Annotated in this window: 14 protein-coding genes and 1 pseudogene; 8 read left to right on the top strand and 7 right to left on the bottom strand. The window is 68.2% G+C overall.

Annotated features, from left to right (window positions below; all coding sequences use genetic code 11):
- Window positions 1-266 (bottom strand): cation:proton antiporter domain-containing protein (locus AC37TH_RS14775; protein WP_490765088.1); only part of this gene is annotated, 266 nt, incomplete at its 3' end.
- Window positions 267-341: 75 nt separating this feature from the next.
- Here AC37TH_RS14775 and nadE point away from each other — a divergent pair.
- The gene (nadE, locus tag AC37TH_RS14770) at window positions 342-1,184 is read left to right on the top strand and encodes an NAD(+) synthase (RefSeq protein WP_490765087.1); all 843 of its coding nucleotides are present in this window, start codon (window positions 342-344) and stop codon (window positions 1,182-1,184) included.
- A 123-nt stretch (window positions 1,185-1,307) separates the two neighbouring features.
- Here the strand turns inward: nadE and AC37TH_RS14765 are convergent, their stop codons facing one another.
- Window positions 1,308-1,919 carry a hypothetical protein gene (locus AC37TH_RS14765; RefSeq protein ID WP_490765086.1) on the bottom strand — a complete coding sequence of 204 codons (612 nt, stop codon included), beginning with the start codon at window positions 1,917-1,919 and terminating at the stop codon, window positions 1,308-1,310.
- A 185-nt stretch (window positions 1,920-2,104) separates the two neighbouring features.
- A complete protein-coding gene (locus tag AC37TH_RS14760; RefSeq protein ID WP_490765085.1) occupies window positions 2,105-3,121 on the bottom strand; it encodes an aldo/keto reductase in 1,017 nt (338 codons plus the stop codon).
- 194 nt (window positions 3,122-3,315) lie between these two features.
- Between AC37TH_RS14760 and AC37TH_RS14755 the strand changes: the two genes are divergently transcribed.
- The 4 genes from AC37TH_RS14755 (at window position 3,316) to AC37TH_RS14740 (ending at window position 6,683) form a co-directional block, all read left to right on the top strand.
- Window positions 3,316-3,786, top strand: coding sequence for a single-stranded DNA-binding protein (locus tag AC37TH_RS14755; protein ID WP_490765084.1), 471 nt, complete (start codon window positions 3,316-3,318; stop codon window positions 3,784-3,786).
- A 74-nt stretch (window positions 3,787-3,860) separates the two neighbouring features.
- A complete protein-coding gene (locus AC37TH_RS14750; RefSeq protein WP_490765083.1) occupies window positions 3,861-4,394 on the top strand; it encodes a DUF6993 domain-containing protein in 534 nt (177 codons plus the stop codon).
- A gap of 110 nt (window positions 4,395-4,504) precedes the next feature.
- Complete coding sequence (gene ettA / locus AC37TH_RS14745) at window positions 4,505-6,187, top strand: energy-dependent translational throttle protein EttA (RefSeq protein WP_490765082.1); 1,683 nt, start codon at window positions 4,505-4,507, stop codon at window positions 6,185-6,187.
- A 19-nt stretch (window positions 6,188-6,206) separates the two neighbouring features.
- Complete coding sequence (locus tag AC37TH_RS14740; protein WP_490765081.1) at window positions 6,207-6,683, top strand: acyl-CoA thioesterase; 477 nt, start codon at window positions 6,207-6,209, stop codon at window positions 6,681-6,683.
- Window positions 6,684-6,715: 32 nt separating this feature from the next.
- Here the strand turns inward: AC37TH_RS14740 and AC37TH_RS14735 are convergent, their stop codons facing one another.
- Window positions 6,716-7,144: a Rieske (2Fe-2S) protein gene (locus tag AC37TH_RS14735; RefSeq protein ID WP_490765080.1), complete on the bottom strand. Its 429-nt coding sequence runs from the start codon at window positions 7,142-7,144 to the stop codon at window positions 6,716-6,718.
- A 129-nt stretch (window positions 7,145-7,273) separates the two neighbouring features.
- Between AC37TH_RS14735 and AC37TH_RS14730 the strand changes: the two genes are divergently transcribed.
- Window positions 7,274-7,789 (top strand): sigma-70 family RNA polymerase sigma factor, encoded by a 516-nt coding sequence (locus AC37TH_RS14730; protein ID WP_490765079.1) that lies wholly within the window; start codon window positions 7,274-7,276, stop codon window positions 7,787-7,789.
- Window positions 7,786-7,860 (top strand): annotated as a pseudogene (locus tag AC37TH_RS14725) (anti-sigma factor); the annotation flags it as partial. The gene AC37TH_RS14730 and the pseudogene AC37TH_RS14725, both read left to right, overlap by 4 nt.
- Window positions 7,861-8,279: 419 nt before the next feature.
- On the opposite strand, the gene AC37TH_RS14720 reads toward AC37TH_RS14725, so the two are convergent.
- Both AC37TH_RS14720 and AC37TH_RS14715 read right to left on the bottom strand, forming a co-directional pair.
- Complete coding sequence (locus tag AC37TH_RS14720; RefSeq protein ID WP_490765078.1) at window positions 8,280-8,435, bottom strand: hypothetical protein; 156 nt, start codon at window positions 8,433-8,435, stop codon at window positions 8,280-8,282.
- 142 nt (window positions 8,436-8,577) lie between these two features.
- Entirely contained in the window at window positions 8,578-9,447 is an 870-nt protein-coding gene (locus tag AC37TH_RS14715; protein ID WP_490765077.1) for an acyl-CoA thioesterase, read from the bottom strand.
- 41 nt (window positions 9,448-9,488) lie between these two features.
- On the opposite strand from AC37TH_RS14715, the gene AC37TH_RS14710 reads away from it, so the two are divergent.
- Complete coding sequence (locus tag AC37TH_RS14710; RefSeq protein WP_490765076.1) at window positions 9,489-10,172, top strand: DUF8185 domain-containing protein; 684 nt, start codon at window positions 9,489-9,491, stop codon at window positions 10,170-10,172.
- A gap of 83 nt (window positions 10,173-10,255) precedes the next feature.
- On the opposite strand, the gene AC37TH_RS14705 is transcribed toward AC37TH_RS14710, so the two are convergent.
- Entirely contained in the window at window positions 10,256-11,914 is a 1,659-nt protein-coding gene (locus tag AC37TH_RS14705; protein WP_490765075.1) for an FAD-binding dehydrogenase, read from the bottom strand.
- Between the last annotated feature and the right edge of the window lie 89 nt (window positions 11,915-12,003).

The following is a 12,003-nucleotide window of genomic DNA, read 5'->3' as shown; positions in this document are numbered from 1 at the left end:
CGCTTCAGCGGCCGTCCCTTGATCGACGCGAAGTCGATCTCGTTCCCCGCCATGAAGAACAGGAAGGCGAGCCCGAAGTTCGCGAACGAGTCGAGCGCGTCGGATTTCGGCACCCAGCCGAGGATCGCCGGACCGATCAGCAGGCCGAGCAGGATCTCGAACACGACCAGCGGGATCTTCGCCACCCGGCCGACCGCGGTTGCGAGCAGTGATGCCACCACTGCCAGCAGCGGGACGAGGACAATGCTTGAGACGGCGGGGTCCATGCGCCGATGCTACTGGAGGCGCACCTCCAGCGGTCGTTCACACGGCGGAAACGCGCCGGGGATATGGTGTTTGCCATGCGTGAACTTCAGGCCAGAATCATCGACGAACTGAACGTGAGTCCCACCATCGACCCCGCCGCCGAGGTGGAGAAGCGCGTCGGGTTCCTCGTCGAATACCTCACCACGAGCGGGGCCTCCGGGTTCGTGCTCGGCATCTCGGGCGGGCAGGACTCGTCGCTCGCCGGGCGTCTCTGTCAGCTCGCGGTCGAGCGTCTCGCCGAGCGCGGCGTGGACGCCGAGTTCATCGCCGTCCGTCTCCCGTACGCGGTGCAGCACGACGAGGACGACGCGCAGCTCGCTCTATCGTTCATCCAGCCGCAGCGCACGGTCACCTTCAACGTGCAGCGCGGCGTCGACGGCATCGAGGACGAGTACCTGGATGCGATCGGCGACGACATGTCCGACTTCAACAAGGGCAACGTGAAGGCGCGCGCCCGCATGGTCGCGCAGTACGCCATCGCCGGCCAGCGCGGACTGCTGGTGGTCGGGACCGACCATGCGGCGGAGGCGGTGACCGGTTTCTACACCAAGTACGGCGATGGAGGCACCGACCTCCTTCCGCTCGCCGGCCTCAGCAAACGGCAGGGCCGCGCGCTCCTCGAACACTTGGATGCGCCGTCCCGCCTCTACACGAAGGCGCCGACCGCCGACCTCCTCGACCACAACCCTGGCCAGACCGACGAGGACAACCTCGGCCTCGGCTACGCCGACATCGACGCGTTCCTCGAGGGCGAGGACGTGGCGGACGAGGTCGCGTCGACCATCGAGGCCCGGTACCTGGCCACGGAGCACAAACGGCGTATGCCGGCCAGCATGTTCGACGCGTGGTGGCACCAGCGCGGCGATTACTCCCGCTGACGCGCCTGGCGCTCCTGGTCCGCCCGCCGCGACTGCCCCGCTAACGACGAATGGTCCCGAATTGCCGTGCGCGCTCTGCGCAGACGGCAATTCGGGTCCACTCGTTCGTGGGCGTCCGCCTCGCTAGACGGGCTGGTTGAGTTTGGAAGTGGGGGCGGTGTCGGAGGTGACGTCGCCGTCCCGGGTGAACGCGGCGGCCGGAACAGGAGCGGGCGCGGCCACCTGCGCCTGCTGGCCGGGGGTGTTGGCTGCCTGAGCCGGCACGAACTGTTCGTGGTGCTGCTGGGCGACCCACGCATCCTGTTGCGCGATCAGCGTGCGGTCGGTGTCGGTGTTCTCGAAGCGCCAGCGTTCCAGGTCGCCCTGGAAGATCTTGCGGGCCCGGCTCGGCTTGTTCTGCCACTCGATGAGGCGGTCGCGGAACTCCGCGATGGCCGGGTCGAGCTGGTAGCCGAACGTCGCCGACGCTCGTTTCATCTCCGCCAGCTGGTGTCCTGCCCAGTTCGCGGCGATGCCGGAGTTCTTGATGGGGAGCAGCCTGACCATGATGTCGGCTTGGCCGACGGCGCGGTCGGAGAGCACCTGCTCGCCAGGGGTGAGCGAGTTCCAGACCGAGGCCTCTGTCGCGGCGTCGACGAGTGCCGCGATGGCGGACGCCTTTTGCTGACGGTCGGTACGGGGAGAGCAGCCCTTTGACCGCGCTTCGCGCGATCCAGGCGCCCAGCAGACCGGCAATGATCACGGCGACGGCGAGAACCACCGCGTTGAAGACCACCGGCTGCGCGTCGGACGAAGTGAGCCAAGCCACGAAATCATTCCACCACTGCATGCCGCTGATGTTAACCTCGACGGACTCGCATCCGGTGCACGCCGCTCCGGGTGTCGCGGACTCGTGACCAACGCGACACCCGTGCGTGCGGCTAGTCCTCTTCGAGGTGTTCCGTGCCGTGCACGGCGAACGGCTCGATCTGCTCGGTCTCCGAGGCGGTGAGCGGCAGGGCGTCGAGTGCCGCGACGTTCTGCTCCAGCTGGCCGACACTGGATGCGCCGATCAACGCACTCGTGACGCCCGGCTGCCGCAGCACCCAGCTGAGGGCGAGCTGCGCGAGCGACTGGCCCCTGGATGCTGCGATGTCGTTGAGCGCGCGTGCGCGTTCCAGATACACGGGGCTGAGCTGGTTCTCCGAGAGGAAGTGGCTGGTCGCTGCGCGGGAGCCTGCGGGGACGGTGCCGTCGAGGTAGCGGTCGGTGAGCATCCCCTGGGCGAGCGGGGAGAAGACGATGCTTCCCGCTCCGACCTCGTCGAGCACGGGGAACAGGCCGTCTTCGATGTGCCTGTCGAACATCGAGTATCGCGGCTGGTGGATGAGGAGGGGGACACCGTGGTCGGCGAGGGCCGCTGCCGCTGCGAGCGTCTGTTCCGGCGAGTAGTTGGAGATGCCGGCGTAGAGCGCCTTGCCCTGCTTCACGGCCGTGGCGAGTGCTCCCATCGTCTCCTCGATCGGCGTCTCCGGGTCTGGCCGGTGCGAGTAGAAGATGTCGACGTAGTCGAGTCCGAGGCGGCCGAGGCTCTGATCGAGTGACGACAGCATGGACTTGCGGGAGCCCCATTCGCCGTACGGGCCGTTCCACATGAAGTAGCCGGCCTTGGTCGAGACGACGATCTCATCGCGGTATGGCCGCAGGTCGTCGCGGAAGATTCGACCGAAATTGGTCTCGGCCGACCCGGCGGGCGGTCCGTAGTTGTTGGCGAGGTCGAAGTGGGTGATGCCGAGGTCGAAGGCGCGTCGCACGATCGCGCGCTGCGTCTCGATGCCGCGCTCGTCGCCGAAATTGTGCCAGAGCCCGAGGGACAGTGCAGGGAGTTTCAAGCCGCTGCGTCCACTGCGGTTGTACGTCATCGTTTCGTAGCGGTCGTCCGCTGCTTCATAAGCCATGCATTCATCGTAGGAGACGGGGTGACCTTCGCCACCGAAGGGATACTGATGCACACGTACGTCATCGTCGGCCCCTGCACAGCGCCGTTCCGCTGCCTCCTTTTCCACAGATTCCGAGACCGTCAACCGTGACGAATTCCCTCCTCGCAGACTCGATTCACCCCGGCCACATCGAGTCCCACCAGGAGAGCACTATGAACGACAACATCACGATCTGCGGAATCGTCGCGACGGATCCGCGCCACATCCTCACAGAGGAAGGCCTCTCCGTCACGAGCTTCCGGATCATCACGACGAGCACGGAATACGACGCCGACGCCGACGCCTGGCGGCGAACCCACTCCAACTGGTTCACGGTCACCGCCGACCGCCAACTCGCCTCGAACGTCGCCGGATGCGTCGGCAGGGGAGACCCGCTGCTGGTGTCCGGTCGTCTGCGCGTGTGTGAATGGACCTCGGACGATGAGCGATGCGAAGCCGGGGTGACCGCCGAGATCGAGGCGGACGCGATCGGACACGATCTCGCCTGGGGCTGTGCGTCGTTCTCGCGCACGGTCGCACGCCCGGGAGCCGGAGCAGCGGCGACGACCAGGCCAGCGGATGGGGCGGCCGCCGACGCCTCCGACGTGTCGATTGGCGACGTTTCCTCAGCGACGGCTGCCTAGAATGAGAGATAACGATGTGAGTGCTGCCGCCACGGCAGGGGCCCGCCCGGGCCGGAGTCGAGCGACGGAGAGCCATGCCCCACCTGACCAGTCCCCACCCGGCCGGACGCAGCGCGATCAGGCGAGCCGCCGTCTCACGCCTCCTTGTCTCGGCGTCCGGCGTGCTGCTCGTCGCCGGTTCCCTGGCCGGATGCGTCGGAGGGACGCCGACTCCGGCCACCACGACGCCGGTGTCCTCCCCGACCTCCACCGCTACCACAGCGCCGCCGACCAAGCCCGAACTCATCCCTGGCGGCACGGCCGAGCAGAACCTCCCGTTCTTCGACCAGGTCAACAAGGCGACGCTCGCGGCGAACCCCTCGGCGAAGGGCCGCGACTTCATCGACGCTCTCGTCGCAGCAGGCTTCGACAAGTCGGCGATGCAACTCACGGTCGACACCACCACGATCGGCCTCGCGGCCAACTCGATCCAGTTCTCGGTCAAGCTCGGCGACACCTGCCTGATCGGCCAGAACGGAGCAGACGCGGGTGGCTACAACAGCATGACCACTCCGGTACTCGCCACCGGCGGCTGTCTCATCGGCCAGACGAGGGCGATCGACTGGTAGGTCGCGCGCAGCTCTCTGCGATCGCTTCTTCGTTTCTGGTGACTCGTCCTCGGCGTCGAACGGTCAGGGATGTGACAGGCTCCGTTCCCGCGCCGATTAGACTCGTTGACATGGCCGAATACATTTACTCGATGGTGCGCGCCCGCAAGGCGGTCGGCGACAAACTGATTCTGGACGACGTCACGATGGCGTTCCTGCCCGGGGCGAAGATCGGTGTCGTCGGACCGAACGGCGCCGGTAAGTCGACCATTCTCAAGATCATGGCCGGGCTCGACACCCCGAGCAACGGCGAAGCGAAGCTCACCCCCGGATACTCGGTCGGCATCCTGATGCAGGAGCCCGTGCTCGACGAGAGCAAGACCGTTCTCGAGAACGTCCAGGAGGGCGTCGGCGAGATCAAGGGCAAGGTCGACCGCTTCAACGAGATCTCCGGCCTGCTGGCCGACCCCGATGCCGACTTCGACACGCTGCTCGCCGAGATGGGCACCCTGCAGGAGCACATCGACGCCGCCGACGCGTGGGATCTCGACTCCCAGCTGGAGCAGGCGATGGATGCCCTCCGCTGCCCGCCGGGCGACTGGCCGGTGAACACGCTCTCCGGTGGTGAGAAGCGCCGTGTCGCGCTCTGCAAGCTGCTGCTGCAGAAGCCGGACCTCCTGCTGCTCGACGAGCCCACCAACCACCTGGACGCCGAGAGTGTGCTTTGGCTGGAGCAGCACCTGGCGAAGTACCACGGTGCCGTCCTCGCCGTCACCCACGACCGATACTTCCTCGACCACGTCGCCGAGTGGATCGCCGAGGTCGACCGCGGTCACCTCTACCCGTACGAAGGCAACTACTCCACCTACCTGGAGAAGAAGCGCGAACGTCTCGAGGTCGCAGGCAAGAAGGACGCGAAGCTCGCCAAGCGTCTCTCCGAGGAGCTCGACTGGGTCCGCAGTAACGCCAAGGGCCGACAGGCCAAGTCCAAGGCCCGTCTCGCACGATACGAGGAGATGGCGGCCGAGGCCGAGCGCACCAAGAAGCTCGACTTCGAGGACATCCAGATTCCGCCGGGACCGCGACTCGGGCAGGTCGTCATCGACGCGAAGAATCTGCAGAAGGGGTTCGGCGACCGTCAGCTCATCGACGGACTCACCTTCACGCTTCCGCGCAACGGCATCGTCGGCGTCATCGGCCCGAACGGTGTCGGAAAGACGACGCTGTTCAAGACCATCGTCGGGCTCGAGCCGCTCGACGGCGGCGACCTGAAGATCGGCGAGACGGTGCAGATCTCCTACGTCGACCAGTCGCGTGGCGGCATCGACCCGAACAAGACGCTCTGGGAGGTCGTGTCCGACGGGCTCGACTACATCCAGGTCGGCAAAACCGAGGTGCCGTCGCGTGCGTATGTGTCGACCTTCGGGTTCAAGGGGCCGGACCAGCAGAAGAAGGCCGGCGTGCTGTCCGGTGGTGAGCGCAACAGGCTCAACCTGGCGCTGACGCTCAAGCAGGGCGGCAACCTGCTGCTCCTCGACGAGCCGACCAACGACCTCGACGTCGAGACCCTGTCGAGCCTGGAGAACGCGCTCCTCGAGTTCCCCGGCTGTGCCGTGGTCATCACCCACGACCGGTGGTTCCTCGACAGGATCGCCACGCACATCCTCGCCTATGAAGGCACAGAGGAGGATCCCGCGAACTGGTACTGGTTCGAGGGCAACTTCGAGGCGTACGAGGAGAACAAGGTGCAGCGTCTCGGCCCGGATGCCGCGAAGCCGCACCGTTCCGCGTACCGCAAGCTCACGCGCGACTAGAACGAAAGGGCGGCCTGCGATGCGACTGCACGTTCCGATCAAACTCCGGTGGAGCGATCTGGACGCGTACGGGCACGTCAACAACGCCGAGATGCTGCGCCTCCTCGAAGAGGCGCGCATCGAGGCGTTCTGGATCACGGACGACGCCGAGGAGGCGGTCGGAGGCTCGACCGCCGTCCTCGACGGACGACCGGGTGCCGACACGCTCACGCTGATCGCCCGGCAGGAGATCGAATACCTCGCGCCCATCCCGTATCTGCGGCAGCCGCTCGACGTGCAGCTCTGGCTCGGTCGGCTCGGCGGCGCGAGCCTGGAGGTCTGCTACGAGGTGCGGTCGCCGGTCGGCACCGAACCGGAGATCCTGTTCTCGCGGGCGGCGACGACCATCGTGCTGGTGGATGCGGCCAGCCAGCGTCCCCGCCGCATCAACGAGCGCGAGCGCGCGGCGTGGGAGCCGTACCTCGACGAGCCGGTGCAGTTCACCAAGCGAGGCTGACTGGGCGCCGAAGCGCCGGGGCGCCCCATCGACTACTGCGTCACACTGACCGTGTCGCCGGAGACAGTGGCCTTCAGCTGCGTGAGCGGCGCGTTCGCCGGCCCCTGAAGCACCGCGCCCGTCGTGCCGTTGAACCGTGACCCGTGGCAGGGGCAGTCGAACTCCGAATTCTGCGGGGCGACCGTGCATCCCTGGTGGGTGCAGACCGCGCTGAACGCGACCACCTTGCCCGCGGTCGGCTGCGACACCACGATCGGCGTCGAACCCAGCTTGGCCGACACCGCGCCGCCCACCGGGATAGACGAGAGCGGCATCGTCACCGGGTCGGAACCAGAACCACCGCCCGATCCGCCCGTGCCGTCGGCCGTGCATGCCGTCAGGAACAGTGCCCCGGCGCCGACAGCGGTCGCACTGCCGATCGATACAAGGGTGCGGCGGGTGAGCGGTGTCGCGTCGTTCATACGGGGTTCCTCCCGGTCGGCGTAGCTTTCTCTTACGGTATGCACGAACCGCCTGTGCATGTGGTTCATCGGGCAGTGTGCCCGATGAACCTTTTCGCAGCCTGTCCCGTGTCTGTGATGGAGGTGTCCATGCCGAACGAGGATGCGCGGTTGCTGCGCGAGCTGCACGACCAGCACGCCCAGGCGGTCTGGCGATACGTCGTGCACCTCACCGGCGACAGGGCGATGGCCGACGACATCGTGCAGGAGACGCTGCTGCGTGCGTGGAAGCGGCCCGCCGTGCTCGACCAGTCGCAATCCTCGGCGCGGGCGTGGCTGTTCACCGTCGCCCGGCATCTGGTCATCGACGACAAGCGCAGCGCCCGCAACCTCCACGAGTTCGGCACTGATGTGCTCCCCGAGCGTCCGGGGGCGGGGGAGAGCGAGTCCGACGCCGTCCTGGATGCGTGGCTGGTGTCGGATGCGTTGGCCGAGCTCTCCGTCGAGCACCGGGCGGTGATCGTCCACGCGTATTACGGCGGGCGGTCGATCGCGGAGATCTCGCGCGAACTCGACGTTCCGGAGGGGACGGTCAAGTCGCGCATCCACTATGGTCTGCGAGCGCTGCGACTCGCCCTGCAGGAGAGGGGAGTGACGGAGCGATGACGAACCATGAGGAGTTCGCCACCTGGGACGGCGCATACGTGCTCGGCGCGTTGTCGCCCGCCGACCGCCGGGCGTACGAGGAGCATCTGCGCACCTGCCCGGTCTGCACCGGTGCGGTGACAGAACTGGCCGGTCTGCCAGGCCTGTTGCGGCTGGTGCCCGCCGACGACGCGTTCGCGCTGCTCGACGACGCTCCGGAAGCGTCCGCACGTCCGGACGGCACCACGGAGGCGGCCCCGGATGTGCTCCCTGCACTGCTGAGCGCGGCCCGCCGCCGTCGCACGCGCACCCGCTGGTGGACGGCGGGCGCCCTGTTGGCTGCCGCCGCGATCGTGGCCGTCGCCGTGATCGCCATCCCGGCCGCCGTCGCCCCGCACGCCGTCGTGGCAGGGACGAGTGTGACGATGTCGCAGGTGGAGCCGAGCGCTCTGTCCGCCGACGTGACCCTCGTCACCGAGCCGTGGGGCACCAGGATCGAGTCGAGCTGCAGCTACGCGGAGGTCGCAGGATCGGCGGACAAGACCTGGGCGTACGCGATGGTCGTCACCGACCGGAACGGCAAGCAGACCCAGGTGGCCACCTGGAACGCCGAGGCCGGAAGCACGGTGACGCCGACGGGGACGACGAGCGTGGACAAGGCCGACATCGCCTCCATCGACATCCGGTCGGCGACCGACGGGACGGTGCTCCTCAGAGCACGTTCGGCTGACGCGGCCGTCGCAGGATGGCGCGTCCGGCGCGTCCGACGCGTCCGACGCGTCCGACGCGTCCGACGCGCCCGCAGCGCGCTACAGCCCCGGAACCCGCACCATCGCCTCCTGCGCGACGCTCGCGATGAGCCGTCCGTCGCGGCTGTAGATGCGGCCGAGCGCGAGACCGCGCCCTCCGCTGGCGCTCGGCGACTCCTGTACGTACAGCAGCCACTCGTCCACGCGGGCCGGACGGTGCCACCACATCGCGTGGTCGAGGCTCGCCGCCTTGAGCCCGGGCGTCGCCCAGGCGACGCCGTGCCGGCGCATCACCGACTCCATGATCGTGTAGTCGCTCGCGTATGCGAGGGCCGCGCGGTGCAGGTCCGGGTCGTCCGGGAGCGAGCCGATCGACCGGAACCACACCGCCTGGTGCGCGACGTGCTCACCCTCCACCTTCAGGTAGATCGGCGAGGTGATGTGCCGGATGTCGAACGGTCGCTTGCTCGCCCAGTACTGGGCCACCGGATGCTCGACGTCTTCAAGTGCGTCCGCCGAGTTCGGGAGCGTGTCCGGGTCGGGGAGGTCGTCCGGCATCCCCACCTGGTGGTCGAGCCCTTCGTCCTCGTCCTGGAACGACGCGATCATCGACAGGATGGGCTGCCCGCCCTGGTAGGCCTGAGTGCGCCTGGTTGAGAACGACCGGCCGTCGTGGATGCGGTCGACGGAGAACGTGATCGGCAGATTCACGTCTCCTGGCCGCAGGAAGTAGCCGTGCATCGAGTGGATGGCGCGGTCGTCCGCGACGGTCCGGGATGCGGCGACGATCGACTGCGCGAGCACCTGGCCGCCGAAGACGCGCCCGAGCGGCATCCACTGGGACGGGCCGGTGAAGATGTCTTCGTTGGTCCTCGCTCCGGTGTCGGTCAGATCGAGCGCGGTCAGAAGGGATGCCAGGGGCTCGGTCACAGTGCCTCCATTGAGTTCTCTGTTGGTAGTTTAGACAGCAGATGAGCCAGTCATTTTCTCTTGTGGATTCCCTCGCCGTCGCCGACCTGCAGACTTACCTCTCCAGAGCGGCCCGTGTCGAGGAAGGGTCGGTACGCCTGATCGGTGGATCGGGGGTGCTCGCCGTCTATTCGGCGATCCTCTATCCGCGCGGGCTCCTCGACCAGACCCCGACCGTACTCGGCCTGCGCACGTTCGCGATCGTGCAGGGTCCGGACTTCGACGCCGTGGTGCCGATCCGGTCGTTGCTCGACCGGCTGGCCCGCATAGCGGAGGCGATCACGCCCGCCGAGGGCGTCGGTCCCGTCGAGATCCGGATGCCGCTGGAGGTGTCGACCGTGACGTGGGCGGGCATCTCCCCGCCGCGCGGCGGCTGGCGTCCCGTCGGCGAGACCAGCGTTGAGCTGCTGGAGCGCACGGCGAAGGAGGGCATCGCCGAGGTGGCGGAGGCCATCCCGAGCGGCACGGGCGAGCAGCTCGTGCAGAGGGTGCGCGCGGAAGTGTGGGGGAGGCCGATCGACACGCTCGACTACGTGCCTGCCGGTGCGGCGTTCGCGGCGGAGAGCCTCGGGTTCCTGGCGGACGGCGAAGCGGTGACCATCCTGGAGACCGGTCCGTGGACGCGCCTCACGACCAAGCGCGGGCACACGCTGGTGCGCCGTCAGGCGTGGAGCCTGCGCGCCTAAGCCTGGGCGGTCGAGCCTGCGCGCCTGAGCCTGCGCGCCTGAGCCTGCGCGCCTGAGCCTGCACGGCCGGGCTGCGGCTGCCGCTACACCGCCGCTGCCGCCGCCCTGCCAGCCTGGCGGCCGCTGAACAGGCAGCCGCCGAGGAACGTACCCTCCAAGGCGCGATAGCCGTGCACGCCTCCGCCGCCGAAACCGCTCGCCTCGCCCGCCGCATAGAGCCCGGGGATGGGGGAGCCGTCCGTGCCGAGGACGCGCGCATCCAGGTCGGTCTCGATGCCGCCGAGGCTCTTCCTGGTCAGGATGTGCAGCTTCACCGCGATCAGCGGCCCGGCCTTCGGGTCGAGCAGCTTGTGCGGGGCTGCGACGCGGATGAGCTTGTCTCCGCGGTACTCCCGCGCGCCCCTGATGGCCGTGAGCTGCAGGTCTTTGCCGAAGTCGTTGTCGAGTTCGCGGTCCCGCTCCCGGATGTGCTTGGCGACCAGTTCGACGTCGAGGGGAACGTCGGCGAGCTTCTGCATCCCGGCCAGCAGTTCGTCGATCGTGTCTGCGACGACGAAGTCGGCCCCCTTCTCCTTGAACGCCTCGACCGGGCCCGGCGCGCCTGGGGAGACGCGCTTGGCGAGCAGCCTCAGATCCTTGCCGGTGAGGTCGGGGTTCTGTTCGCTGCCGGAGAGCGCGAACTCCTTCTCGATGATTTTCTGGGTGAGCACGAACCAGCTGTAGTCCGAGCCCACTTTGCGGAGGTGTTCGAGCGTCCCGAGGGTGTCGAAACCGGGGAACAGCGGCACGGGCAGCCGGTCGCCTCCCGCGTCCAGCCACAGCGACGATGGTCCGGGCAGGATGCGGATGCCGTGCTGGGCCCACACCGGATCCCAGTTCTGGATGCCCTCGGTGTAGTGCCACATCCTGTCGCCGTTGATGAGGTGCGCGCCCGCCTTTTCCGCGATTCCGAGCATCCGGCCGTCGACGTGCGCTGGGACGCCGGAGAGCATGTGCTCCGGCGGTGTTCCGAGGCGTTCCGGCCAGGCTGCACGCACGAGGTCGTGGTTGCCGCCGATGCCGCCGCTGGTGACGATGACGGAGCCGCCGCGCAGCTCGAAGTCGCCGACCTGGTCGCGGTTGCTCGGGGCGCCGCGCACGGCGGTGTCCTCCGCGAGCACCGCGCCGCGCACGCCGGTGACCCGGCCGTCTTCGAGGATCAGCTCGTCGACGCGATGCCGGTGCAGCACGGTCGCGAGCCCCGTCGCCACGCCGTCGGCGAGGCGAGAGGCGAACGGCGCGACGACGCCGGGTCCGGTGCCCCAGGTGATGTGGAACCGCGGGACCGAGTTGCCGTGGCCGCCAGCGGTGTATCCTCCACGCTCCGCCCAGCCGACGATCGGGAAGAACCGCACGCCCTTCTCGTGCAGCCAGGCGCGCTTCTCACCGGCGGCGAACTGCAGATACGCCTCGGCCCAGCGGCGCGGCCAGTGGTCCTCGTCCCTGTCGAAGCCCGCACTGCCGTACCAGTCCTGCCGGGCGAGGGCGAGCGAGTCGTGCACGCCCATCCTGCGCTGTTCGGGCGAGTCGATGAGGAAGAGGCCGCCGAACGACCACCACGCCTGACCGCCGAGGGAGGCGGCCGGCTCCTGTTCGACGATGGTCACGGACTTGCCGGCATCGAGGAGTTCACCCGCTGCGGCGAGCCCGGCGAGGCCGGCTCCGACGATGATCGCATCCGGCTGCTGCGGGGTTCGGGTCATCCTGTGTCTCCTTCGGCACGCGATTTCTCTGACAGTATCGCGGTTCGCAGCCGCCCTGCGGAAGTCAGGGCGGAAGGCGGGGCGGAAGA

This window comes from Leifsonia sp. McL0627 (assembly GCF_058244615.1).
This window is presented reverse-complemented; position numbering and strand designations above follow the sequence as displayed.

Coding starts and splice junctions, on each gene's coding strand:
- AC37TH_RS14730 (WP_490765079.1), top strand. CDS start 7,274: ATGCCGAACGAGGATGCGCGGTTGCTGCGCGAGCTGCACGACCAGCAC.
- AC37TH_RS14705 (WP_490765075.1), bottom strand. CDS start 11,914: ATGACCCGAACCCCGCAGCAGCCGGATGCGATCATCGTCGGAGCCGGC.
- AC37TH_RS14735 (WP_490765080.1), bottom strand. CDS start 7,144: ATGAACGACGCGACACCGCTCACCCGCCGCACCCTTGTATCGATCGGC.
- AC37TH_RS14750 (WP_490765083.1), top strand. CDS start 3,861: ATGCCCCACCTGACCAGTCCCCACCCGGCCGGACGCAGCGCGATCAGG.
- AC37TH_RS14720 (WP_490765078.1), bottom strand. CDS start 8,435: ATGTCGGCCTTGTCCACGCTCGTCGTCCCCGTCGGCGTCACCGTGCTT.
- AC37TH_RS14760 (WP_490765085.1), bottom strand. CDS start 3,121: ATGGCTTATGAAGCAGCGGACGACCGCTACGAAACGATGACGTACAAC.
- nadE (WP_490765087.1), top strand. CDS start 342: ATGCGTGAACTTCAGGCCAGAATCATCGACGAACTGAACGTGAGTCCC.
- AC37TH_RS14710 (WP_490765076.1), top strand. CDS start 9,489: ATGAGCCAGTCATTTTCTCTTGTGGATTCCCTCGCCGTCGCCGACCTG.
- AC37TH_RS14755 (WP_490765084.1), top strand. CDS start 3,316: ATGAACGACAACATCACGATCTGCGGAATCGTCGCGACGGATCCGCGC.
- AC37TH_RS14740 (WP_490765081.1), top strand. CDS start 6,207: ATGCGACTGCACGTTCCGATCAAACTCCGGTGGAGCGATCTGGACGCG.
- ettA (WP_490765082.1), top strand. CDS start 4,505: ATGGCCGAATACATTTACTCGATGGTGCGCGCCCGCAAGGCGGTCGGC.